Here is a 24,267-nt window from a genome sequence, read left to right as displayed (position 1 = left end):
TCCGCGAAGGCGGTCGCACCGTTGGTGCCGGCGTCGTCTCGAAAATCGTCGACTAGTCAGACAGACCCTGTCTGAATGCAGAGGGCGATCCGCGATGCGGGTCGCCCTTTTTGCTGCCGCGCCGGTCGTGATGGCGGGCGGGTCGCTGCCGGTGGGTGTGCAAACTGGCATTCACCCCCATCCTTGAACGCGGTAAGTGTGAGGGCGAAGAGCAAGCCGGAAGCGGGGCCTGACGGGCATGGTGAACACAGCGGATACCGGGCCGGGCGGCGAGATTGCCCGTCTGCTCGAACAGGCCAACCAGCAGCGCCTCAATGACGCTTTCGATGCGGCGCGGCTGAGCTGTCACGACGTGTTCGCGCGCGACCCGGCCAATGCGTCGGCGATGTGCCTGCTCGGCGTGTGTGATCTGGAGAGCGGGGCGATCGAGGCAGGCCGGGCCTGGCTCGACAAGGCCGAGGCGGCCAATCCTTCCCTGCCGCAATTGCATCTCTACCGCTCGATCCAGTGGGAAATGCTCGGCGAGATCGATCATGCCCTGGCATCGGCGACCGAGGCGACTCGCCTGGCGCCGGACCTGTTTGATGCCTGGGGGCGACTGGGTGACCTGGCTGGACGCGCGGGCGAATTCGCGACGGCAGCGATGGCCTTGCAGCGGGCGCTCGAGGCGGGCCCTGTTCATCCGGCGCGACCGCAAATCGCCCTGCGGCTCGCCGGTGCCTGTATCGAGATGTCGGATGTCGCCGGGACCCGGCGTGCGCTTGAGATCGCCGAGCAGGGCGGTCTGGATCGCCATCCCGATGTTTTGCGTCTGCGCACCGCACTGGCGCGCCAGTCGGGCGACTGGACGGCGATGGAGGCGCTGGCGGAGCGCTGGGTGGCCGCGGCGCCGGGCGAAGATGAGGCCTTGAGTGCCCATGCCATGGCGCTCGGGCAGCTGGGCTATTACGCCCGCGCCGCGCGGATCTACCGGCCGGTGGCCGAGGCGGATCCCCAGATCGCCGACAATTGGGCCGCGCTCGGCCGTCTGGTGCTGGGCGCGCGCGATATCGCGGCCGCTGAGGCCCTGTTCGACAAGGCGCTCGCGCTCGATCCGGATAATGCCGAGGCCGCCTTCGGCCTGGCGCGTGTGAATACTTTCCTGGGCCGTTTTGAGAAGGCCGAGGCCCTGTGCCGCCAGGTCCTTGAAATCGATCCGGGGCATCTGGAGGCCTATGGGCAATTATGCGAGGTCTCATCGGGACGGCTGAGTGATGATGAACTGGCCGCCCTGCAGACCAGCCTCGACCAGACCGGCCTGGCGGCTGACCGGCAGGCAATCGGCCTGTTCGCGCTCGGTGATGCCCTGCATCAGCGCAAACAGCCCCGGGACGCCTTTCAGGCCTGGTCGCGCGCCAATGCCACCAAGAAGGTCCAGCACGGACACGCGATTTCGGGCGGGTATGACCGCACAGCCCAGGCGGCGCTGACGGATTCGCTGATGGCGATGTTCGCCGCGCCGGTCGAGGCGGCAGCCCTGCCGGAGATCAAGATCGCCCGGCCGATCTTCATTGTCGGCATGCCGCGCTCCGGGACGACATTGATCGAGGCGGCGATTGCGGCGCATGACGAGGTCACCGCCGGCGGCGAGCTGAGCGCCATGCCCTTCATTCTCGAGGAATTCCTGGCCTGGGCCCGCCGCACCGGCTGGACGGGTGGCGAAATCCCGGTGATGCAGCGCATGGCCTGGCGGACGCGGTATTTCTCCCAGCATGCCGAGCTGGGGCTCGATCAGGCGCAATGGGTCACCGATAAACAGCCCTCCAATTTTCTCGCGGTCGGCCTGATCCGGCAATTATTCCCCGACGCGCCGGTGATCCATATCCGGCGCCGGCCGGTGGAGACGGCATTCTCGATCTTCCGGCGCAATTTCTCGCGCCAATGGCCCTTTGCCCATGACCTTGGTGATATCGCGCATTACTACGCGCAGCAGGCGCGCCTGTGCGCTCATTGGGAAGCAGTGATGGGGCGGCGCTATACGACGCTGCAATACGAGGCGCTGGTGGCCGATTTCGAAGCCAGACTGCGCTATGTCATCGCGCGGACGGGGCTGGGCTGGAGCCGGAAATGCCTCGACTTCCACCTCCAGGATCGCTCGGTGATGACCTTCAGTTCCGTCCAGGTGCGCGAGCCCGCCTCGACCCGGCATCTCAATTCAACGGCGCCCTATGGCGCCGAGCTCGGCGATTTCGATACCCGCATTGGCGCGCTCGGCATTGACCCCCAGACCGGCGCCTGGCTGGGGGAAGCCGCGACGGACGCTGCAGCGGGACAGGCGCCGGATGGCAAGCGCGGCCTTGGCTCGATTTTCGGCAATCTGTTTGGCGGCGCGGCACGGAGCGAGTAGATGGCGGCGAGCCTGCAGCAGATTGTGCAAATGTTGCAGCAAGGCGATGCGGCGCGCGCCGAGGCCGAATTGAACACCCTGTTGCAGACCCATCCGCAGGATGTGGAAGCGCTTCACCTGCGAGGCCTGGCGCGCGGCAAGATCGGACGATTTGCGGACGGGGTTGCCGACCTCGAGGCCGCGGCCCGCCGCCATCCCCAGCCGCAGGCCGTGCTCAATAATCTTGGCAATCTCCACCGCCGCTCCGGCCGCCCCGATCTGGCGGCGGCGAGCTATCGCCGCGCCACCGGATACGCGCCGGGCTTTATTGATGCCTGGTTCAATCTCGGTGTCGCGCTCGCCGAATCCGGGCAAGTCGAAGAGGCGATCGACGCCTACCAGGCCGTGCTGGCGCTGCAGCCGGGCCATGCCGCCAGCCTCAACGGACTGGGCAATCTCGCGGTCACACAAGGGGAGCTGGATGCGGCGCTGGACTGGTTCGACCAGGCTGTCAGCGCGCAACCGGATGCGGCCTATATCCGGGTCAATCGTGGCTGTCTCTACCGCACGCTTGGCCGTCTCGACGCGGCGCTGGGCGATCTTGATCTGGCCGTGAAACTGGCGCCGCGCTTTGCCGATGCGCACTACCAGCGCGCCAATAGCCTGCGCAATCTGGGCCGGCTGGATGCGGCGCGGCAAGACTATGTCCATGCCCTGCAATGCGCGCCGCTGCGCGCCGACATTCATCGCGACCAGGCTAGTCTGGCCTGGGAAATGGGCGAGGGTGCGGGGGCGACCGGTCTGCTCGACCAGGTCCTGCGACAGCAGGGTGATGCGGGCCTGCAGCTGGTGCGCGCCGAAATCCTGATGCGCTCGGGCCAGCCCGCCGAGGCCGAGCGGGCGGCGAGCCGGGCATTGGAGCTGGACCCGGCCAACCTGCCGGCGCGCGCCCTGCGCGGCGAATTGCGCAGCAAGCTGGGCGATCGCAGTGCCGGGCTGGATGATCTGCGGGAGGCCTTTCGCAGGACGGTGCCGGCAGGCGGCGCGGCGGCGCCCGATTTTGCGATTCGACATCAGCTGGTCGAAGCCCTGCTGCCGGCCGGCGAGGTCGAGGAGGCCCTGACACTGCTTGAGGCCGAGCCGGCCGCCGCTGATCTCCAGAAACACATTGCTCTTCAATCGCTTGCCTGGCGGATGAGTGGGGATGGGCGGTATCGGGACTATTATGATTATGACCGCTTCACCGCCAAACGTATGATCGAGACGCCGCCGGGTTATGCCTCGCTGGAGGCGTTCAATGCGGCGCTGGCGCGTGAGATCGAGCGTTTGCATGGCAGTGGCGCCCAACCGCTCGACCAGACCCTGTTCGGTGGCACGCAATCGGCGGGGCGGCTGTGGGACCAGGACAGTGCGGTCATTCGCGATCTTGCCGATGCCTTGCTTGCGGCAGCCCGGGCCTTTGTCGCCAGCCTGCCCGATGATCCCGGCCATCCTTTCCTCCGGCGCAAGAGCGCGGACCTCAAATTGACGGGTGCCTGGTCGGTCCGGCTGCGATCGGGCGGCGGGCATGTCGATCATATCCATCCGGCGGGCTGGATCAGCGCTTCCTATTATGTCGCGGTACCCGAGAGCGTGATGGCCGGTGACCGGGCCGGGTGGCTGCGGCTGGGCGCGTCTGGCGTTGCCGGGCTTGACCTGCCGGCCGAGCGCTACATCCAGCCGGAGCCAGGGGCTGCGATCTTCTTTCCCTCCTATCTCTGGCACGGGGTGGAGCCCTTCGTCTCGGACGAGGTGCGCGTGACGGCGCCGTTTGACCTGATTCCGGCCTGACCGGAGCGGATCCGGCCCGGCGGCGGGCGGAATTCCCCTGCCGCGTGTACGGCTTTGACGGTCAGTGCTCCAAAGCCACGAAGAATGAGGCAATTGCGCCACAGTGCACCCGAAATGCCGGGTTCCAGGCCGTCAGACGGCGGTGTGTCATTGACCCCTGGCAAAGCGCGCGCCTATTTTGGCAGCAAGGCGGGGAATCGTGTGCCCCGTTGAGAGGGGGGAGTCCAACCTGATGAAAAATCAGGGCGTGCTTCCCATTTCATAATCCTTACTCGGAGGGATATAGAGTGAGACGCACTTCTTTGAAGGCTTGTCTGATGGCAAGCACCCTCATTTCCGGTCTGGCTGTAGCAGCCCCGGCAATGGCACAAGAGCAGGACGTGGTCACAGTGACCGGTTCGCGCATCCAGCGTACTGATACGATCGCACCAAGCCCGGTGACGAACGTGACAGCTGAACAGCTGGCTGTTGTGAACACCGTCAACACCGAAGACTTCATTAACTCCCTGCCACAGGTTGTCCCGTCTTTTGACGCGACCTCAAACAACCCAGGTGATGGTACGGCACGGGTCAGCCTTCGTGGCCTTGGCGCAAACCGCACACTGGTCCTCATTGACGGTCAGCGCTTCGTCGCTTCGGGCGTCAACCAGATCGTCGATCTGAACAACATCCCGGCCGCCATGGTCCAGAGCGTTGATATCGTGACCGGTGGTGCTTCCGCTGTTTACGGTTCCGACGCTGTTGCCGGTGTTGTCAACTTCCTCCTGAAGGACGATTTCGAAGGCGTTGAAATCAACGCTTCGACGGAAACTTCCCTCGGCGACCTCGACGGTTCGATCACCACGCTTGCGATCACCATGGGTGGCAATTTCGATGGCGGCCGCGGCAACGCAGTCATCTCGATGGGCTACACCAATCGTGAAGCTCTGTTCCAAGGCGATCGTGACTTCTCGTCCGACACGCTGTGGGATCCAGGTCCAGGCAATGAAGCTGATGGCTTCATCCTCGGCGGTTCGTCCAACATTCCAGGCACCCGCTTCCGCGGCGCGACCTCGACCAACTTTGGCGCCTACGGCGCTGGTTTGATCGCGGCCGATCCACGTTGTGCAGCCCCTAACGTTTGTTCGGGCTTCTTCAACAATGGCGGACAAGTTCTGGGCATGCGCTTCGGTAACCCGAATGACACCTATAACTACGCGCCGTCCAACTACCTGCAGCTGCCGCAGGAACGCTATAATATTTCGGCGTTCGCAACCTATGACGTCAATGAGCACATCGAGCTCTACGGCCGTGGCATCTACGCCAATAACGTCGTTGACTCGCAGCTGGCCCCATCGCCTGCTGGCATCACCTTCAACGTGAACCTGGACAATCCGAATCTGCCTGCAACCCTGCTGGCCCTGATGACGAATGACCCAGGCTCCAACAATGGTGATGGCACGGCCACAATCCGGACCAGCCGTCGCTACCAGGAAGTCGGAACGCGCAACTCTCTGCGTGATACGAGCTCCTTCCAGATGGTGTTCGGCGCTCGCGGCGACCTCAGCTCAAACTGGAACTATGACGCGTTCGCAAACTATTCGCGTTCCTCGGTCTCGCAGATCCAGACGGGCAATCTGTCCGTGTCGGCCCTGCAGGCTGGTATCCTCTGCGACGGCGGCCCTACGGCTCTCGCCAGCGGTTGTTCGGCACCATATGTTGATATCTTCAACGGCCCGGATTCCATGTCCCAGGCTGCTGTCGATTACGTGTCGAAGACCGGCGCGCAAATCGATACCATCGAGAGCTTCCAGACTGTTGCGACCTTGGGCGGGGTTTTCCCGATGTTCCAGTCGCCAGCAGCCGAAGAGCCACTCGCAGTGGTGTTCGGTGTCGAATATCGTGAATCCAGCGCAGACTCCCTGCCTGACTCGGTTCTCGGCCCTGACGTTCGCGGCTTCAACCAGGCTCTGCCTGTTAGCGGTAGCTTCGACGTGACCGAATTCTTCACCGAGGTTGAGATGCCACTGGTGCAGAACAGGCCTGGCATGGACTCGCTTTCGGTGAATCTTGCGTTCCGTTCTTCGGATTACAGCACGATCGGCAATGCCGAGACCTTCGCTGCCGGCGTGTCCTGGGCTGTGGACGATCAGATCCGCTTCCGTGGTAACTTCAACCGCGCTGTCCGTGCACCAAATGTTGGTGAACTGTACGCGCCATTGACCAATGGTTTCCCGGGCGCAGCTGATCCTTGCTCGGGCGGTGCCAATGGTTCGTGGACTGCTGCGACCAACACTGCTTCTTGCGTCGCCGCTGGCGTCCCGGCAGCAAATGTCGGTACTCCATTCCAGGGCAATGCCCAGATGGAAGCCCTGTTCGGTGGTAATCCGAACCTCGGCGCTGAAACCGCCGACACCTACACTGTCGGTGTCATTCTCTCGCCAAACGCGATTGAAGGTCTCACGCTGCAGCTCGATTACTACAATATCTCGATCGAAGACGCGATCACCACCATCCCGCTGCAGACCCTGCTGGATGAGTGCCACATCACGGGTATCGCATCGTCTTGCGCCGCCCTGGCCGGTGGTCGTAACCCAGCGACGGGCGAGATGGGGGCCAATGGCTTCTTCCCTGGTCTGACCGCGATCAATGCTGCTGTCATCGACGCTGAAGGTATCGATCTCCGGATCGATTACGGCTTCAGCGCCGACGTTATCGGCCTGCCAGGTGATGTCGCCATCACCTATTATGGCGGTTACACCATGACGGCTGACACGACCAACTCGGCAACCTCGCCGACGACCGTCTGTGCCGGCTTCTATGGTCTGAACTGCGGCGAGCCTACGCCGGAGTACAAGCATTCGATGCAAACGTCTTGGTATACGGGGCCGTTCACGACCTCGCTGCGCTGGCGTTATATCGGTGCCGTCGAAGCTGATGCTGCGACTGCACCACTGGTCAGCACTTTGACTGACCATATCGATGCAACCAGCTACTTCGACGTGACTTTCCAGTGGGACATCAACGACACATTCGCGTTGACCACTGGCATCACCAACATCACCGACACCGACGTGCCAACCATCGGCTCGACCGGTTCGGAGCAGGCCAATACCTGGCCTGCAACGTACGACACACTGGGGCGTCGCCTCTTTGTTGGCGGTACGATGCGCTTCTAATCAACGCGTCAGCGTTTGATGGGGAAAGGGCGGTCCTTCGGGGCCGCCCTTTTTCTTTGTGCCTGTGCCAGGATGTTAAGCGGCGCTGCCTGCTGCGCATGCGGCGGTGAGGGGCGTGGGTCGCGATACGAGGCCATGAGGCCAATGCGTTCAGACCTCCGGCCCGGGATATGCGTTCCGGGCCCGGCGTGGGAATGGCGAGTTCCAGGGCAGGGGGCGCCCGGAGCGGGCGTGCCACGGGCCTGGGGAGGGCAGCCTGGGGCTCGACCATGCCGGGCCGCCGGTAACGCTGTCCGGCCCGCAGCTGAGAGGCAGATTTGCTTGTCAAATCGAGCCACGGCATCATCAAGCATGATCAGCCAGACCCGGAACCCAAATCAGACCCGTTCGGCATGGTCCCAGTATTGGGAGCTTGACGGGGCCCATGAGCAACGTGCGGTGGGCGGGCCGCGCTACCGCGCCACATTCGAGCAATTCTGGCGCGATCAGCTCGAGCCCGAATTCGCCTCCCGCTCGAGCCTGCGCGTCCTCGATGCGGCCTGCGGTGATGGCGCCGTGACGCGCCATTGTGCCGCGATCTGGCAAGGCCATCAGGACTGCACGCTCGACCTGCACGCCACGGACTGCTCCGAGCGGGCGCTGGCGGCCATTGACGCCCTGTCGCTGCCGGGTGGCCCGAGTCTGGTCGTTGCGGATGCGAAATCGCTGCCCTATGCGCAAGGCGCGTTCGACTGCGTGCTCAGTCAGTGCGGGCTGGAATATGCCGGTCTTGCAGCGTTCGAGACTGCCGCAGGCCTGGTCGCTCCAGGCGGGTGCCTGATGGCGCTGGTCCATCATGATGAGGGCCTGATCCACCAGGAATGTGGCGGCCATCACGACCTGCTGAGCGCCATCGCCGACAGTGCGGTATTTGAGCACGGCAAGGCCCTGTTTGATTTGCAGCGTCTTGGCGATTCCGGTGAAATCGCGCCGGAGGCGGTAGCGGATGCGGCCGCGGAGGTCGGGCGCGAGCTGGCCGGCTTGCTGGCGGGCCTTGACGCCTATCCCCGCGATGGGGCGCGGCAGCATGCCGAGCGGCTGCTGCAGGACTTTTCCGCGCTGTGCGCCCGCCATACTGCCTATGCGCCCGATCAGGCCTGCCAGTGGCTCGAATTCCACCAGGGCGCGCTGATGGCCTTCCGGCTGCGCATGCAGAGCATGTTGACGGCCGGCCAGGGCGAGGCCGAAATGGGCCAGCTGGAGGCGGTGCTGGCGGATGCCGGTCTGGGGCAGATCGAAACCGGTATTTTGGGGGCGGCCGATACCGGTCAGCCACTCGCCTGGTCGCTGCGCGCTTGCGCGGCTTGACATTCGCTTCAAGCAGGCCGATACCGCCGCTCTTGTCAGCAGGCATGGGAAGAATGCGCTCACTTCTGCGTTTTAGCTGTTTTCATATGGCGCCGCAGGATGTAGAGAGCTGCGCTTCAGGTGTGGTGACGGCGACGTCGCCATGCTAGTTCGCGTGCGCGATATAGGGGTGTAGCTCAGTTGGTAGAGCATCGGTCTCCAAAACCGAGGGTCGTGGGTTCGAGTCCCTCCGCCCCTGCCATGCCGCGCTGACGTGAAATAGTCCTTACCGGGCGATTGAAATGACGGTCCCGACGGGCCAGATGGAAGTTTATGACGCGGAACAGGAACGATAAGGTGCCAGCCAAGCCCAAGCAGGACGGTGCACCCGCGAAAAAGCGGAGTGTCAATCCGTTCCAGTATCTCGCCCAGGTCCGCCAGGAAGCCCGCAAGGTCACCTGGACGAGCCGTCAGGAGACGATCGTCTCCACAATACTGGTGCTGATATTGAGCACGATCGCAATTCTGTTCTTCTGGATGGTCGACCTCGGCATCCAGTTCACGGTCCAGAGCCTTCTGGCTCTCGGCGCCGGCGCTTAGGAGGAGGCTGTATGTCTGCCAAATGGTATATCGTGCACGCCTATTCGAACTTCGAGAAGAAGGTCGCCGAGGCGATCCGCACCGAGGCCAGAATCCAGGGACTTGAGGAAAAGTTCGAAGAAATCCTCGTTCCGACAGAAGAAGTGGTGGAAGTTCGCAAGGGTCGCAAGATCAATGCCGAGCGCAAGTATTTCCCCGGCTATGTCCTCGTGAAGATGGTCATGTCCGACGACGCCTATCACCTCGTCAAGAATACGCCGAAAGTCACCGGTTTCCTCGGTTCAGGCAATAAGCCGATGCCGGTCACGGAAAACGAAGTGAAGCGGATTCTGGGGCAGATGTCGGAGGATGCGGAACGTCCGCATCCGACCGTGTCCTACCAGATCGGCGAGACCGTCAATGTCATCGACGGTCACTTCGCCAGCTTCAACGGCGTGGTCGAGGAAGACGATCACGAGAATGGCCGCCTCAAGGTTGCCATCAATATTTTTGGCCGGGCAACGCCGGTCGAACTCGAATACGGGCAAGTCGAGAAAATCGGCTGATCCGTAATATTGCGGGAGGTGCCGGCGGCAAGACCATGCCGGGCCGTACCGCGAAACCACAGGGCGTCTATTGCGCCTTTTAAAGGAGTGGGAACATGGCCAAGAAGATCACCGGCTATATCAAGCTGCAAGTGCCTGCCGCGGCAGCCAATCCGTCGCCGCCTATCGGGCCGGCGCTGGGTCAGCGCGGCGTCAATATCATGGAATTCTGCAAGGCCTTCAACGCGAAGACCCAGGAGATGGAAAAAGGGATGCCAATCCCGACGATCATCACCGTGTTTTCCGACAAGTCCTTTACTTTCGTCACCAAGTCGCCACCGGCCAGCTTCTTCCTGAAGAAGGCTGCCAAGGTCACCAAGGGCAGCACGACGCCCGGCCTGACCTCCGGCGGTACCGTTTCAATGTCCCAGTGCCGTGACATTGCCGAACAGAAAATGAAAGACCTCAACGCGAGTGAGCTCGACCAGGCGACCAAGATCATCGTCGGTTCTGCCCGTTCCATGGGTCTGCAGGTTACGGAGTAGAGTGATGGCGAAACTGGGAAAACGTCTGGCCGCCGCGCGCGAAGGTATTTCGCGCGATGAAGCCTATTCGGTCGACGCCGCTGTCAAGCACGTCAAGACCAATGCGAAAGCCAAGTTCGACGAGACCGTTGAGCTGGCCATCAATCTGGGTGTCGATCCACGCCATGCTGACCAGATGGTCCGCGGCGTCTGTCATCTGCCGCACGGTACCGGGCGGACTGTCCGCGTCGCCGTGTTCGCGCGCGGCCCCAAGGCCGATGAAGCGACCAAGGCCGGTGCCGATGTCGTCGGTGCCGAGGACCTGATGGAACAGATCCTGGCCGGCAATATCAATTTCGACAAGGTCATCGCGACCCCGGACATGATGCCGATCGTCGGCCGTCTCGGTAAGGTGCTCGGCCCGCGCGGCATGATGCCGAACCCGAAGGTCGGTACCGTCACCATGGACGTGACCAAGGCAATCGAAGCCTCCAAGGGCGGTGCTGTCGAGTTCCGTGCTGAAAAGGCCGGGATTGTCCATGCCGGCGTCGGCAAGGCGAGCTTCACCGAAGCGGCGCTGTCTGAAAATGTTCGCGCCCTCGTGGATGCGGTCATGAAGGCAAAGCCGACCGGTGCCAAGGGAACCTATCTGAAGCGTATCGGGATCAGCTCAACCATGGGCCCCGGCGTCAAGATCGACTCAAGCGACGCTGTTTCAGCGTAACGCTATTGAATTTCGGTTCGACTGGCTGTAGCCGGTCGAACCGTTCGGGTCTCCATCATGCGTGTTGTGCATGGGTTGGCCCACCTGTCCGAGATCACAAGGGGTGCGGCGTTCGCGTCGGGTCTTAATCCAATCCAGGCCTTGTGTGAGACAGAGCGAGATACCTTCGGCCTTGTTCAAGGCCGTCGGTTCGAGCCCTGGGACAGGAATACGCTGCGGCGTGGCCGCTCCCGTGCCGGGAGTTGCCGCATCGGGGCGTCTTCAACGGGCTTCCCATGGTGGGAGGCTCAGACTAGGGAGTCCGCATATGGATCGCACGCAAAAAGAAGCATCCGTTGAAGAGCTGAAGAGCATCTTCGCCGGTAGCGGATCCGTGGTCATGACCCAGTATTCGGGTATGACCGTTGCGGAAATGACGAACCTGCGCATCAAACTTCGTGAAGTTGGTGGCACGTTCAAGGTGGTTCGTAACCGCCTCGCCAAAATCGCTCTGCAAGGCCAGCCAGGTGAGGGCGCAGCCGATCTGTTTACAGGTCCGGTCGCTGTCGCTTACTCGGAAGACTTTGTTTCGGCGCCAAAGGTTGTGGTCGATTACGCCAAGACCAATGAGAAGATGATCATTCTCGGCGGCTTCATGGAAGAGAATGTGTTCGATGCCGCTGGCATTACCGCACTCTCCAAAATGCCGTCCCGCGAAGAACTCATCGGTACCATTGCCGCCCGTCTTACGGGTCAAGCCTCTCAGGTGGTCCAGCGACTCATGTCGCCGGGGCAAGGTCTTGCGGGCGCCGTCGAGGCGATCCGCGAACAAGCCGCCGCATAACGTCATTCTCCGCATTCGAACCGACAAACCAACGTTTTACAAGGAATTGAACAAATGGCTGATGTAGCTAAACTCTGTGACGAACTTTTGGCCCTGACCATTCTGGAAGCCAAAGAACTCAACGATCTTCTCGAAGAAAAAGGCATCAAGGCTGCGGCCGTTGCTGTCTCTGCCGGCCCTGCCGCTGGTGGCGCTGCCGAGGCTGCTGAAGAGCAGACCGAATTCGACGTCATGCTGGTGTCTGCCGGCGAGAAGAAGATCAATGTGATCAAGGAAGTCCGCGGTATCACGGGTCTCGGCCTGAAAGAAGCCAAGGACCTCGTCGAAGCCGCACCGAAGGCTGTCAAGGAAGGCGCGAGCAAGGCAGAAGCTGCCGACATCAAAGCCAAGCTTGAAGCTGCCGGCGCGACCGTCGAGCTGAAATAATCACGCTTTTGCGTGACAGAGTCTGGTGCTCTCGGGCGCGTGGGGTAAACCTGCGCGTCCGTTAGCCCGTCTTTGAGAATTGGCGTTCCCCTGCTGTCGCTCCAGGGGGAAGCGCCCAACCAGTCCCGGTGCCAATCGGGGTTATGGAGCGGCACGGCGCGGGGTTTCCCCGCATCAGATGCGCAGTGCTGTCTGCGAAGGGAGCCGACATGGGTCTATCGTTCACCGGCAAGAAGCGGATTCGCAAGTCATTCGGTCGTATTCCGGAAACTGTTGCGATGCCGAATCTGATCGAAGTTCAGAAAAGCTCTTACGAGCAGTTTCTGATGAAGGATGTGCGCGCCAGCGAGCGCCCGGACACCGGATTGCAGACCGTTTTCAAATCGGTCTTCCCGGTCAAGGATTTTGCCGATCGCGCCGTGCTCGATTTCGTGTCCTACGAATTCGAAACGCCGAAGTTCGATACTGAAGAATGCCAGCAGCGCGACATGACCTATGCCGCGCCGCTGAAGGTCAAGATGCGCCTCATCGTGTTTGATGTGGACGAAGAAACCGGCGCCCGCTCGGTCAAGGACATCAAGGAGCAGGATGTCTATATGGGCGATATTCCGCTCATGACGGACAAGGGCACCTTCATCGTCAATGGCACCGAGCGCGTCATCGTCTCGCAGATGCACCGTTCGCCGGGCGTCTTCTTCGACCATGACCGTGGCAAGACCCACACCTCCGGCAAATTCCTGTTTGCCGCCCGGATCATTCCATACCGCGGCTCCTGGCTGGACTTTGAGTTCGACGCCAAGGATGTCGTGCACATGCGCCTCGATCGCCGCCGCAAATTGCCGGCGACAACGCTCCTCTATGCCCTCGGCCTGGACAAGGAGGAGATCCTCTCCACCTTCTATCAGACCATCAGCTATAAGAGCACGAAGAAGGGCTGGACCGTTCCTTACGTGAAGGAACGCTGGCGCGGGGCCAAGCCGGCACGCGATCTCGTCGACGCCAAGACCGGCGATGTGATCGCCGAGGCGGGCAAGAAAATCTCTGCGCGTGCGGCCAACAAGCTGGCCGAGGAAGGCCTCGAACTGCTTCTGGTTTCCGATGCTGATATCCTGGGCAGCTATATCGCCGAGGACATGGTCAATACGGACACTGGCGAAATCTTCGTGGAGGCCGGTGACGAGCTGACCGAAGAAGTGCTGGAAATCCTCAAGACGACCGGCGTCAAGGCGCTCAGCATCCTCGATATCGATCCCGCGACGGGCATCGGTCCCTATATGCGCAACACGCTCGCCGTCGACAAGAATGACAGCCGTGAGCAGGCGCTGGTCGACATCTACCGGGTCATGCGCCCGGGCGAGCCGCCGACGGCCGATACCGCCGAAGCCATGTTCCAGGGCCTGTTCTTTGATTCAGAGCGCTATGACCTTTCCGCCGTTGGCCGGGTCAAGATGAATATGCGCCTCGATCTCGATGCGCCGGACGATATGCGCACCCTGCGCAAGGAAGACATCCTGGCCGTGCTCAAGACCCTGGTGGGTCTGCGCGATGGCCGTGGTGAAATCGACGATATCGACAATCTCGGCAATCGCCGGGTGCGCTCGGTCGGCGAGCTGATGGAAAACCAGTACCGCATCGGCCTGCTCCGCATGGAGCGCGCGATCAAGGAACGCATGTCCTCGGTCGATATCGAGACCGTCATGCCGCACGATCTCGTCAATGCCAAACCGGCTGCCGCTGCCGTGCGTGAATTCTTCGGCTCTTCGCAGCTGTCGCAATTCATGGACCAGACCAACCCGCTCTCCGAAGTGACGCACAAGCGTCGTCTCTCGGCGCTTGGGCCTGGTGGTCTGACCCGCGAGCGTGCCGGCTTCGAAGTCCGCGACGTGCACCCGACCCATTATGGCCGGATCTGTCCGATTGAAACGCCTGAAGGTCCGAATATCGGCCTGATCAACTCACTGTCGACTTTTGCCCGCGTCAACAAGTACGGCTTTATCGAGAGCCCGTATCGCCGCGTCGAAAACGGCAAGTTGATGGACCAGGTCGATTATCTCTCGGCGATGCAGGAATCCCGTTACGCGATCGCCCAGGCAAACGCCCATGTCACCGAGACCGGCGAGCTCGACAACGAGTTCGTCAATTGCCGCGTCGCCGGCGATGTGACCCTGGTCCCGCGCGATGAAGTGAATTACATCGACGTCTCGCCGAAACAGGTTGTTTCGGTTGCGGCAGCGCTGATTCCCTTCCTCGAAAACGATGACGCCAATCGCGCCCTGATGGGCTCGAACATGCAGCGTCAGGCCGTGCCACTGGTGAAGGCGGAAGCGCCGCTGGTCGGTACCGGCATGGAAGCTGTCGTGGCCCGCGATTCCGGGGCTGCCGTTGCAGCGCGCCGGACCGGTGTTGTCGAGCAGGTCGATGCCACGCGTATCGTGATCCGGGCAACCGAAGACCTCGATGCCGCCAAGTCGGGCGTCGACATCTATCGCCTGTCCAAGTTCCAGCGTTCCAACCAGTCGACCTGTATCAACCAGCGCCCGATCGTGCGTGTGGGCGATGAAGTGATCACCGGCGATATCATCGCCGACGGTCCGTCGACGGATCTGGGTGAGCTGGCGCTCGGCCGCAATGTGGTCGTCGCCTTCATGCCGTGGAATGGCTACAACTTCGAGGATTCGATCCTGATCTCCGAGCGCATCGTGCGCGACGACGTCTTCACCTCGATCCACCTGGAAGAGTTTGAGGTCGCAGCCCGCGATACCAAGCTCGGGCCGGAAGAAATCACGCGTGACATTCCCAATGTCGGCGAGGAAGCCCTGCGCAATCTCGACGAAGCCGGTATCGTCGCCGTTGGTGCCGAAGTGGCCGCTGGCGACATTCTCGTCGGCAAGGTGACCCCGAAGGGCGAAAGCCCGATGACGCCGGAAGAAAAGCTTCTGCGCGCCATCTTCGGTGAAAAGGCGTCCGATGTTCGTGACACCTCCCTGCGCATGCCATCGGGTGCCACCGGCACCGTGGTGGAAGTGCGGGTGTTCAACCGTCACGGCGTCGACAAGGATGAGCGCGCGATCTCGATCGAGCGTGAAGAGATCGAACGTCTCGGCACGGACCGTGATGACGAGCTCACCATCCTCGAGCGCAATATCTACCAGCGCTTCGGTGAAGTGCTGCTGGGCAAGACCTCGGTCTCCGGACCGCGCGGCTTCCCCAAGGGCAAGGTGACCCAGGAATCCCTCGACGAGACCCCGCGCTCCCAGTGGTGGCGTATTGGCCTCGATGACGAAAAGGCGATGGCCGAAGTCGAAGCGCTGCAAAAGCAGTTCGACGATTCGCGCGCTCGCCTCGACCGTCGTTTCGAGGACAAGGTCGACAAGCTCCAGCGCGGCGATGAAATGCCGCCAGGCGTGATGAAGATGGTCAAGGTCTTTGTCGCTGTGAAGCGCAAGCTTCAGCCCGGCGACAAGATGGCCGGCCGTCACGGCAATAAGGGTGTCATCTCCAAGATCAATCCGATCGAGGACATGCCTTTCCTGGAAAATGGTGAAGCCGTCGACATCGTGCTCAATCCACTTGGCGTGCCAAGCCGGATGAATGTCGGTCAGATCCTGGAAACCCACCTCGGCTGGGCCAGCCGTGGTCTGGGCGCCCAGATCGGCGAGGCCTATGAGGCCTACAAGCGCGACGGCAAGATCGAAGCGCTCAAGGACGAACTCAAGCGGGCCTATGGCGACGATGCCGAACTGCCCGAGACCGATGAGGGTCTCGCCGAGCTGAGCCAGAATCTCAGGCTTGGCGTTCCCTTCGCAACACCGGTCTTTGACGGTGCCCGCGAAGCCGATGTGACAGCGATGCTGGTCAAGGCGGGTCTCGATCCGTCCGGGCAGGTGACACTGCATGACGGCCGCACAGGTGAGCGTTTCCGCCGCAAGGTAACGGTCGGTGTCAAACACCTGCTCAAACTGCACCACCTGGTCGACGACAAGATCCATGCCCGTTCCATCGGGCCGTACAGCCTCGTGACCCAGCAGCCGCTGGGCGGCAAGGCACAGTTCGGCGGCCAGCGCTTCGGCGAGATGGAAGTGTGGGCACTGGAAGCTTACGGCGCAGCCTATACGCTGCAGGAAATGCTGACGGTGAAGTCGGATGACGTGGCAGGCCGGACCAAGGTCTATGAAGCCATTGTCCGCGGCGACGACACTTTTGAAGCCGGCATTCCGGAAAGCTTCAACGTGCTGGTCAAGGAAATGCGTTCGCTCGGCCTCAACGTCGAACTGAAGAACGGCTAAGGCTGCAATCTATACGCGGGGCGGGCTCTGGGCCCGTCCCGTTTACCCTTTTGGGAGACGCCGACATGAACCATGATGTCATGAACATCTTCAATCCGGCAGCCGAAGGCCCAGCCTTCGACCGGATCCGGATTGCGCTCGCCAGCCCGGAGAAAATTCACTCCTGGTCCTTTGGCGAAGTCAAAAAGCCGGAAACCATCAATTACCGGACCTTCAAGCCGGAGCGCGACGGTCTGTTCTGCGCCCGCATCTTTGGGCCCGTGAAGGATTACGAATGCCTGTGCGGCAAGTATAAGCGCATCAAGTACAAAGGTATCGTCTGCGAAAAGTGCGGCGTTGAAGTGACCCTGGCCCGCGTCCGGCGCGAGCGTATGGGCCATATCGAGCTGGCTGCACCCGTCGCGCATATCTGGTTCCTGAAATCCCTGCCATCGCGGATCTCGATGATTCTCGACATGGCATTGAAGGATGTCGAACGGGTTCTCTACTTCGAGAATTACGTTGTCATCGAGCCCGGTCTGACGCCGCTCCAGCCCTTCCAGCTTCTGTCCGAAGAAGAATATATGGAAGCCCAGGACGAGTATGGCGAAGATGCCTTCACCGCCGGTATCGGTGCTGAAGCCGTGCGCGAAATCCTGATCAATATGGACCTGGCTGCCGAATGCGAAAAAGTTCGCGTCGACATGAAGGAAACCGGGTCGGAGCTGAAGCTCAAGAAGTACGCCAAACGCCTCAAGCTGATGGAAAACTTCATGACCTCCGGCAATCGTCCCGAGTGGATGATCATGACCGTGATTCCGGTCATTCCGCCCGAGCTGCGCCCGCTGGTTCCCCTGGATGGCGGCCGTTTCGCGACCTCCGATCTGAACGATCTCTATCGCCGGGTCATCAACCGGAATAACCGCCTGAAGCGCCTCATCGAACTGCGCGCGCCGGACATCATCATCCGCAATGAAAAGCGGATGCTGCAGGAATCCGTCGACGCCCTGTTCGATAATGGCCGTCGCGGCCGCGTCATCACCGGCGCCAACAAGCGCCCGCTGAAATCGCTGTCCGACATGCTCAAGGGCAAGCAGGGCCGTTTCCGCCAGAATCTGCTCGGCAAGCGCGTCGACTATTCCGGCCGTTCGGTTATCGTGGTTGGTCCGGATCTGAAACTGCACCAGTGCGGTCTGCCCAAGAAGATGGCGCTCGAACTGTTCAAACCCTTCATCTATGCGCGTCTCGACGCCAAGGGTCTGTCCGGCACGGTCAAGCAATCCAAGAAGCTGGTCGAAAAAGAACGGCCCGAAGTCTGGGACGTGCTCGACGAGGTCATCCGCGAACACCCGGTCATGCTCAACCGTGCACCGACACTGCACCGGCTCGGCATCCAGGCGTTCGAACCCAAGCTGATCGAAGGCAAGGCCATCCAGCTTCACCCGCTGGTCTGCGCCGCCTTCAACGCCGATTTCGACGGTGACCAGATGGCGGTTCACGTGCCGCTCTCGCTGGAAGCCCAGCTCGAAGCGCGTACGCTGATGATGTCGACCAACAACATCCTTTCGCCGGCCAATGGCAAGCCGATCATCGTGCCGTCCCAGGATATCGTCCTGGGTCTGTATTATCTGTCGATCGCCAATGATGCCGAGCCGGGTGAGGGCATGGCCTTCGCGACCCGCGCCGAAATGGAAGCGGCGCTCGACGCCGGTTATGTGACCTTGCACTCCAAGATCAAGGCGCGCTGGGAAGGCATTGATGCCGATGGCAATGAAGTGACCCGCGTGATTGAAACCACGCCGGGCCGCAAAATGGTCATCGACCTTCTGCCCAAGCACGAGAAGATGCAGCCTGACCTGCTCGGTGAAATCCTCACCAAGAAGGCGATCGGTGCGCTGATCGACCACGTCTATCGCCACTGCGGCCAGAAGGCGACGGTCATCTTCTGCGACCAGATCATGGCGCTCGGCTTCAAGGAAGCGGCACGCGCCGGCATCTCCTTCGGCAAGGACGACATGCTCGTTCCCGATGCCAAGGCTGTGCTGGTTGGCAATACCCGCAAGCTGGTTTCCGACTACGAGCAGCAATATGTCGACGGTCTCATCACCAAGGGTGAGAAGTACAACAAGGTCGTCGATGCCTGGGCCAAGTGTACGGACGCCGTGGCTGACGCGATGATGGACGAGATCTCCAAGACCTATGTCGGGGAGGACGGCCGGACCTCGGAAGTCAATTCGGTCTATATGATGGCCCACTCCGGCGCGCGTGGTTCGAAGAACCAGATGAAGCAGCTCGCCGGTATGCGGGGCCTGATGGCCAAGCCGTCGGGCGAGATCATCGAGACGCCGATCATCTCGAACTTCAAGGAAGGTCTGACCGTCCTTGAATACTTCAACTCCACCCACGGTGCCCGTAAGGGTCTGGCCGATACCGCACTGAAGACGGCGAATTCGGGTTATCTGACCCGCCGTCTGGTCGACGTCGCCCAGGACTGTATCGTCACGGAAGAGGATTGCGGCACGTCGCAAGGCTTCCAGATCGATGCCGTGGTCGATGGCGGCGATATCGTCGTTTCGCTCGAGCAACGCATTCTGGGCCGCACGACAGCCGAGGCGATCATTCACCCGGTGACCGGCGAGACCATCTGCCCGGCCGACAGCTATGTCGACGAAGACCTTGCGGTCGAGATTGATACGGCCGGCGTCCAGAGCGTGTTCGCGCGTTCGCCGCTGACCTGTGAAACCCGCATTGGTGTCTGTGCCACCTGTTATGGCCGTGACCTGGCACGCGGAACGCGCGTCAATATCGGTGAAGCCGTCGGCGTCATCGCGGCACAGTCGATTGGTGAGCCGGGTACCCAGCTGACCATGCGGACCTTCCACATTGGTGGTACCGCACAGGTGTCCGAGCAGTCCTTCATCGAAGCGACCCACCCGGGCAAGGTTGTGTTCAAGAATCCGGCAATCGTGGCCAATGCGGAAGGCGATCTGATCGTCATGAGCCGCAATATGCAGGTCGCCATCGCCGATACCGAAGGCAAGGAGCGCGAATCCTACAAGCTCACCTACGGCACCAAGCTGAAGGTCAAGGAAGGCGACACGGCCGATCGTGGCCAGCGTCTCGCCGAGTGGGATCCGTATACCGCGCCGATCGTGTCGGAAGTGGGTGGCCAGGTTCACCTCGTCGATATTGCCGAAGGCGTTTCCGTCAAGGAAGAAACCGACGAAGCGACCGGTATCGCCTCCAAGGTCATCATCGACTGGCGCGGCAGCGCCAAGGCGAATGCCTTGCAGCCTGCCATCGTCATCCAGGATGAGAAGGGTGAGCCGATCCAGCTGCCGACCGGTTCCATGGCCAGCTATATGCTCGCCGTTGGTGCCATTCTCTCGGTCAATTCCGGTGACACGGTCCGCCCGGGTGACATCGTCGCCCGTATCCCGACCGAAGGTGCCAAGACGCGCGACATCACCGGTGGTCTGCCACGGGTTGCCGAGTTGTTCGAAGCCCGCCGTCCGAAGGATCACGCTGTGATCGCGGAAATCAGTGGCCGGGTCGAGTTCGGCCGCGACTACAAGAATAAGCGCCGCATCGCCATCGTTCCCGAAGGTGATGATCAGGAAAAGGTCGAATACCTGGTGCCGAAGGGCAAACACCTCACGGTCCAGGAAAACGACTTCATCCAGAAGGGTGAATATCTGCTCGACGGTCACCCGGCGCCGCACGATATTCTCGCTATCCTGGGTGTCTCCGCCCTGGCCGAATACCTGATCGACGAGATCCAGGAAGTCTATCGCCTGCAGGGCGTGCCGATCAATGACAAGCATATCGAGGTCATCGTCCGGCAGATGCTGCAGAAGATCGAAGTCAAGGATCCGGGCGACAGCGTTTATCTGGCAGCCGAACAGGTCGACAAGATCGAGTTCATCGAGAATAACGAACGGCTCGAGGCCGAGGGCAAGCGTATTGCCATTGGTGAACCGGTTCTGCTCGGCATCACCAAGGCGTCGCTCCAGACGCGGTCCTTCATCTCGGCGGCTTCCTTCCAGGAAACCACCCGGGTGCTCACAGAGGCGGCTGTACAGGGCAAGGAAGACACCCTGGAAGGCCTGAAGGAGAACGTCATCGTCGGGCGTCTGATTCCAGCCGGCACCGGGGCCATGATGCGCCTGTATCAGCGGGTCGCCGATGAGCGTGATGACGTGATGCTCGCCGAGCGTCAGACTGTTGTTGAATCCGAAGGGCTGCCAAGCGAAATCGCCGAGGCAGCTGCGGCCGAAAATGCCGCCGCATCGGGCGCTGAGCCCAGTGCAGGCTAGGTTTTAGAGCCTCATGAATCGAGAAAGGGTCGCCGAAATTTCGGCGGCCCTTTTTTGTTACCGCCGGTTTACCGTACGGCGTTCACAAAAAGTGTGAACCAGCGCTTGACGTATCCGAGTCGCGTGCGTAGTTTCCGGCCTCGTTTTGAGGATGAGCTGTAACCCACGCGGTTAGACGTCATCCACGGTAACGTAAAACCCCTGACGCCGCCGTGCGGGCTTTAGCCCGGACGTCGGGGTCTTTGTTTGCGTCCGGCAAGGCCCTCGGGTTTTGCGGGACGTGCTTCTTGAGATCAGAAACGGAAACGAGCGGGATGCCCACAATCAACCAGCTCATACGCAAGCCGCGGAAGGACAAGCCCAAGCGCAATAAGGTGCCGGCTCTTCAGGCTTGCCCTCAGCGTCGCGGTGTTTGCACGCGTGTCTATACGACGACCCCAAAGAAGCCGAACTCGGCTTTGCGGAAGGTCGCGAAGGTGCGTTTGACCAATGGTCATGAAGTTGTGAGCTATATCCCGGGCGAGGGGCATAATCTTCAGGAACACTCGGTGGTCCTCATTCGCGGCGGTCGCGTCAAGGATCTTCCCGGCGTTCGCTATCACATACTTCGCGGCGTTCTGGATACCCAGGGCGTCAAGGATCGCAAGCAACGCCGTTCCAAATACGGCGCCAAGCGTCCTAAGTAGGAGAGGCGTCCATGTCTCGTCGTCACCGCGCAGAAAAACGTGAAATCAATCCGGACCCGAAATTCGGGGATCGTGATCTCACGAAATTTATGAATTACATCATGCTCGACGGCAAAAAATCCGTCGCCGAGCGGATCGTCTACGGCGCTCTCGAAATTGTCGAGGGCAAGCTGAAGCGCGAGCCGATCAAGGTCTTCCATGAAGCTCTTGAGAATGTTGCACCGGAAGTTGAGGTCCGTTCCCGCCGTGTTGGTGGTGCGACCTATCAGGTCCCGGTTGAAGTGCGTCAGGAGCGCAAGAAGGCGTTGGCCATTCGCTGGCTGACGACTGCAGCGCGCGGACGCAATGAAAATACGATGCGTGAGCGTCTTGCCGCAGAAATGATGGACGCATCCGCCAATCGCGGAACCGCCGTCAAGAAGCGTGAAGACACGCACCGGATGGCTGAAGCCAACCGCGCTTTCTCGCATTACCGCTGGTAACCCGGCACATACCGACCTGACCCAAGGACTCCAGAAATGGCCCGCGAATATACGATCGAGGACTACCGCAATTTCGGCATCATGGCTCACATTGATGCCGGGAAGACGACGACGACTGAGCGGGTCCTCTATTATACCGGCAAATCCCACAAGATCGGGGAAGTCCATGATGGGGCTGCCACGATGGACTGGATGGAGCAGGAGCAGGAGCGTGGCATCACGATCACCTCTGCTGCTACGACCTGTTTCTGGGCCGGCAAGCGTCTGAACATCATCGACACCCCGGGTCACGTTGACTTCACCATTGAAGTCGAGCGCTCCCTGCGTGTGCTGGATGGCGCGGTTGCGCTGCTGGATGCCAATGCCGGTGTCGAGCCGCAGACCGAGACAGTCTGGCGTCAGGCCGACAAGTATAAAGTGCCTCGCATGTTCTTCATCAACAAGATGGACAAGCTTGGTGCGGATTTCTATCGCTCGGTCGAGATGATCGAAGAGCGTCTGGCCTGTGTCCCGCTGGCGATCCAGCTGCCGATCGGCGCCGAGAACGAATACAAGGGTCTGATCGACCTTCTGACCATGAAGGCGATCATCTGGGAAGAGGAGGGCCTTGGCGCTGCTTTCCATGAGGAAGAAATTCCTGCCGACATGGTTGAGAAGGCCCAGGCCTGGCGCATCAAGATGATCGAGACCATTGTCGATCTCGACGAAGCGGCCATGGAAGCCTATCTCGAAGGCGAAGAGCCCTCCATCGAAACGATGAAGGCGCTGATCCGCAAGGGTACGATTTCGCTCGCCTTCCACCCGGTTCTGTGTGGCACGGCCTTCAAGAATAAGGGCGTTCAGCCCCTGCTCGATGCTGTTGTCGATTATCTGCCGTGCCCGCTGGATATTCCTGCGATCCGCGGCATTGATCTGAAGACCGAGAAGGAAATCGTTCGTCGTCCGCTGGACTCCGAGCCGATGGCCCTGCTCGCCTTCAAGATCATGAATGATCCATTCGTCGGTTCGCTGACTTTCTGCCGCCTGTATTCCGGTCACCTGGAAACGGGTACGACCGTGCTCAATACGGTCAAGGAAAAGAAAGAGCGCATCGGCCGCATGCTGCAGATGCACTCCAATTCGCGTGAAGACATCAAGGAATGTTTCGCTGGCGACATCGTCGCTATTGCGGGTCTGAAGGATACGACGACGGGTGACACGCTTTGCGATCCCGCCAATCCGGTCATCCTTGAGCGCATGATTTTCCCTGAGCCGGTGATCGAGCTCGCAATCGAGCCGAAATCCAAGGCTGACCAGGAAAAGCTTGGCGTTGCGCTGCAGCGTCTGGCCGCCGAGGATCCGTCCTTCCGCATGAAGACTGACCTGGACTCCGGTCAGACCATCATCGCCGGCATGGGCGAGCTTCACCTCGACATCCTGGTCGATCGCATGCGTCGTGAGTACAAGGTTGAAGCCAATATCGGCGCGCCGCAGGTGGCTTATCGCGAAGCGCTCGGCAAGGCCGGTCTCGTTGATTACACCCACAAGAAACAATCTGGTGGTTCGGGTCAGTTTGCCCGCGTCAAGATCGAATTCTCGCCGGGTGAGCCAGGTTCGGGCTTCGTGTTCGAGTCAAAGGTTGTCGGTGGTTCGGTGCCGCGGGAATATATCCCTGGCGTCGAGAAGGGCCTCAAATCCGTGATGGATAACGGTCTGATTGCCGGTTTCCCGGTGATCGATGTCCACGCCAATCTGGTTGATGGTGCCTTCCACGACGTCGACTCCAGTGTGCTGGCTTTCGAGATCGCGGCTCGCGCTGCCTTCCGTGAAGCCAAACAGCACTGCGCACCGAAGCTGCTTGAGCCGATCATGAAGGTTGAAGTCGTGACGCCGGACGAATACACCGGCGGCGTAATCGGTGATTTGAATTCGCGTCGCGGCCAGATTTCCGGCCAGGAGATGCGGGGCAATGCCACAGTCGTGAACGCAATGGTGCCGCTGGCCAACATGTTTGGTTATGTGAGCAATCTGCGCTCGGCGACCCAGGGGCGTGCCCAGTTTACCATGCAGTTCGACCACTATGAGGCCGTGCCTAAGGCGGTCGAACAGGAAGTTATCGCGAAGTCGGCCTAAGGCCGCTCTTCAATACCTATTGAAAACGAACGAGAGATTTCGGAGCTAGATCATGGCGAAGGAAAAGTTTCAGCGCAACAAGCCGCACGCGAACATCGGGACCATT

The 24,267-nt window shown here is 61.0% G+C and carries 15 protein-coding genes and 1 tRNA gene; all 16 read left to right on the top strand.

Annotated elements, in window-relative coordinates:
* Nucleotides 1–238: 238 nt before the first annotated feature.
* The 16 genes from AAC023_RS07425 (at nucleotide 239) to fusA (ending at nucleotide 24,161) form a co-directional block, all read left to right on the top strand.
* On the top strand, nucleotides 239–2,386 hold the full coding sequence (locus AAC023_RS07425) for a sulfotransferase (RefSeq protein ID WP_339739707.1): 2,148 nt from the start codon (nucleotides 239–241) through the stop codon (nucleotides 2,384–2,386).
* On the top strand, nucleotides 2,387–4,195 hold the full coding sequence (locus AAC023_RS07420) for a tetratricopeptide repeat protein (RefSeq protein WP_339739705.1): 1,809 nt from the start codon (nucleotides 2,387–2,389) through the stop codon (nucleotides 4,193–4,195).
* 317 nt (nucleotides 4,196–4,512) lie between these two features.
* Nucleotides 4,513–7,353 carry a TonB-dependent receptor gene (locus tag AAC023_RS07415; RefSeq protein ID WP_339739703.1) on the top strand — a complete coding sequence of 947 codons (2,841 nt, stop codon included), beginning with the start codon at nucleotides 4,513–4,515 and terminating at the stop codon, nucleotides 7,351–7,353.
* A gap of 351 nt (nucleotides 7,354–7,704) precedes the next feature.
* Nucleotides 7,705–8,700, top strand: a complete 996-nt coding sequence (locus tag AAC023_RS07410) for a class I SAM-dependent methyltransferase (protein WP_339739701.1) — start codon at nucleotides 7,705–7,707, stop codon at nucleotides 8,698–8,700.
* Nucleotides 8,701–8,865: 165 nt separating this feature from the next.
* Nucleotides 8,866–8,941 (top strand) — tRNA-Trp (locus tag AAC023_RS07405).
* Between the two features lie 95 nt (nucleotides 8,942–9,036).
* On the top strand, nucleotides 9,037–9,279 hold the full coding sequence (gene secE, locus AAC023_RS07400) for a preprotein translocase subunit SecE (protein WP_176780389.1): 243 nt from the start codon (nucleotides 9,037–9,039) through the stop codon (nucleotides 9,277–9,279).
* 11 nt (nucleotides 9,280–9,290) lie between these two features.
* Nucleotides 9,291–9,824: a transcription termination/antitermination protein NusG gene (gene nusG, locus AAC023_RS07395; RefSeq protein ID WP_339739699.1), complete on the top strand. Its 534-nt coding sequence runs from the start codon at nucleotides 9,291–9,293 to the stop codon at nucleotides 9,822–9,824.
* Between the two features lie 95 nt (nucleotides 9,825–9,919).
* Nucleotides 9,920–10,348 carry a 50S ribosomal protein L11 gene (rplK, locus tag AAC023_RS07390; RefSeq protein WP_339739697.1) on the top strand — a complete coding sequence of 143 codons (429 nt, stop codon included), beginning with the start codon at nucleotides 9,920–9,922 and terminating at the stop codon, nucleotides 10,346–10,348.
* 4 nt (nucleotides 10,349–10,352) lie between these two features.
* Entirely contained in the window at nucleotides 10,353–11,051 is a 699-nt protein-coding gene (rplA, locus tag AAC023_RS07385; protein ID WP_339739695.1) for a 50S ribosomal protein L1, read from the top strand.
* Nucleotides 11,052–11,358: 307 nt separating this feature from the next.
* Nucleotides 11,359–11,874, top strand: a complete 516-nt coding sequence (gene rplJ / locus AAC023_RS07380) for a 50S ribosomal protein L10 (RefSeq protein WP_339739693.1) — start codon at nucleotides 11,359–11,361, stop codon at nucleotides 11,872–11,874.
* A 54-nt stretch (nucleotides 11,875–11,928) separates the two neighbouring features.
* Nucleotides 11,929–12,300 carry a 50S ribosomal protein L7/L12 gene (gene rplL / locus AAC023_RS07375; RefSeq protein WP_339739691.1) on the top strand — a complete coding sequence of 124 codons (372 nt, stop codon included), beginning with the start codon at nucleotides 11,929–11,931 and terminating at the stop codon, nucleotides 12,298–12,300.
* A gap of 209 nt (nucleotides 12,301–12,509) precedes the next feature.
* On the top strand, nucleotides 12,510–16,586 hold the full coding sequence (rpoB, locus tag AAC023_RS07370; RefSeq protein ID WP_339739689.1) for a DNA-directed RNA polymerase subunit beta: 4,077 nt from the start codon (nucleotides 12,510–12,512) through the stop codon (nucleotides 16,584–16,586).
* Between the two features lie 65 nt (nucleotides 16,587–16,651).
* Nucleotides 16,652–20,881, top strand: a complete 4,230-nt coding sequence (gene rpoC / locus AAC023_RS07365) for a DNA-directed RNA polymerase subunit beta' (RefSeq protein WP_339739687.1) — start codon at nucleotides 16,652–16,654, stop codon at nucleotides 20,879–20,881.
* Between the two features lie 314 nt (nucleotides 20,882–21,195).
* A complete protein-coding gene (gene rpsL / locus AAC023_RS07360) occupies nucleotides 21,196–21,567 on the top strand; it encodes a 30S ribosomal protein S12 (RefSeq protein WP_011643738.1) in 372 nt (123 codons plus the stop codon).
* Between the two features lie 11 nt (nucleotides 21,568–21,578).
* On the top strand, nucleotides 21,579–22,049 hold the full coding sequence (gene rpsG, locus AAC023_RS07355) for a 30S ribosomal protein S7 (RefSeq protein WP_091771907.1): 471 nt from the start codon (nucleotides 21,579–21,581) through the stop codon (nucleotides 22,047–22,049).
* A 36-nt stretch (nucleotides 22,050–22,085) separates the two neighbouring features.
* Nucleotides 22,086–24,161, top strand: a complete 2,076-nt coding sequence (gene fusA / locus AAC023_RS07350; RefSeq protein WP_339739680.1) for an elongation factor G — start codon at nucleotides 22,086–22,088, stop codon at nucleotides 24,159–24,161.
* Nucleotides 24,162–24,267 lie beyond the last annotated feature (106 nt).

Origin of the sequence: uncultured Maricaulis sp. (assembly GCF_963976135.1) — a bacterium.
Classification (GTDB): domain Bacteria; phylum Pseudomonadota; class Alphaproteobacteria; order Caulobacterales; family Maricaulaceae; genus Maricaulis.
This window is presented reverse-complemented; position numbering and strand designations above follow the sequence as displayed.

What these genes read in the sequence shown, in the direction of transcription:
- AAC023_RS07420 (WP_339739705.1), top strand. Translation starts at nt 2,387, where the DNA reads ATGGCGGCGAGCCTGCAGCAGATTGTGCAAATGTTGCAGCAAGGCGAT.
- rplJ (WP_339739693.1), top strand. Translation starts at nt 11,359, where the DNA reads ATGGATCGCACGCAAAAAGAAGCATCCGTTGAAGAGCTGAAGAGCATC.
- fusA (WP_339739680.1), top strand. Translation starts at nt 22,086, where the DNA reads ATGGCCCGCGAATATACGATCGAGGACTACCGCAATTTCGGCATCATG.
- nusG (WP_339739699.1), top strand. Translation starts at nt 9,291, where the DNA reads ATGTCTGCCAAATGGTATATCGTGCACGCCTATTCGAACTTCGAGAAG.
- AAC023_RS07410 (WP_339739701.1), top strand. Translation starts at nt 7,705, where the DNA reads ATGATCAGCCAGACCCGGAACCCAAATCAGACCCGTTCGGCATGGTCC.
- rpsL (WP_011643738.1), top strand. Translation starts at nt 21,196, where the DNA reads ATGCCCACAATCAACCAGCTCATACGCAAGCCGCGGAAGGACAAGCCC.
- rpoC (WP_339739687.1), top strand. Translation starts at nt 16,652, where the DNA reads ATGAACCATGATGTCATGAACATCTTCAATCCGGCAGCCGAAGGCCCA.
- rplA (WP_339739695.1), top strand. Translation starts at nt 10,353, where the DNA reads ATGGCGAAACTGGGAAAACGTCTGGCCGCCGCGCGCGAAGGTATTTCG.
- AAC023_RS07415 (WP_339739703.1), top strand. Translation starts at nt 4,513, where the DNA reads ATGGCAAGCACCCTCATTTCCGGTCTGGCTGTAGCAGCCCCGGCAATG.
- rplL (WP_339739691.1), top strand. Translation starts at nt 11,929, where the DNA reads ATGGCTGATGTAGCTAAACTCTGTGACGAACTTTTGGCCCTGACCATT.
- rpoB (WP_339739689.1), top strand. Translation starts at nt 12,510, where the DNA reads ATGGGTCTATCGTTCACCGGCAAGAAGCGGATTCGCAAGTCATTCGGT.
- rpsG (WP_091771907.1), top strand. Translation starts at nt 21,579, where the DNA reads ATGTCTCGTCGTCACCGCGCAGAAAAACGTGAAATCAATCCGGACCCG.
- AAC023_RS07425 (WP_339739707.1), top strand. Translation starts at nt 239, where the DNA reads ATGGTGAACACAGCGGATACCGGGCCGGGCGGCGAGATTGCCCGTCTG.
- rplK (WP_339739697.1), top strand. Translation starts at nt 9,920, where the DNA reads ATGGCCAAGAAGATCACCGGCTATATCAAGCTGCAAGTGCCTGCCGCG.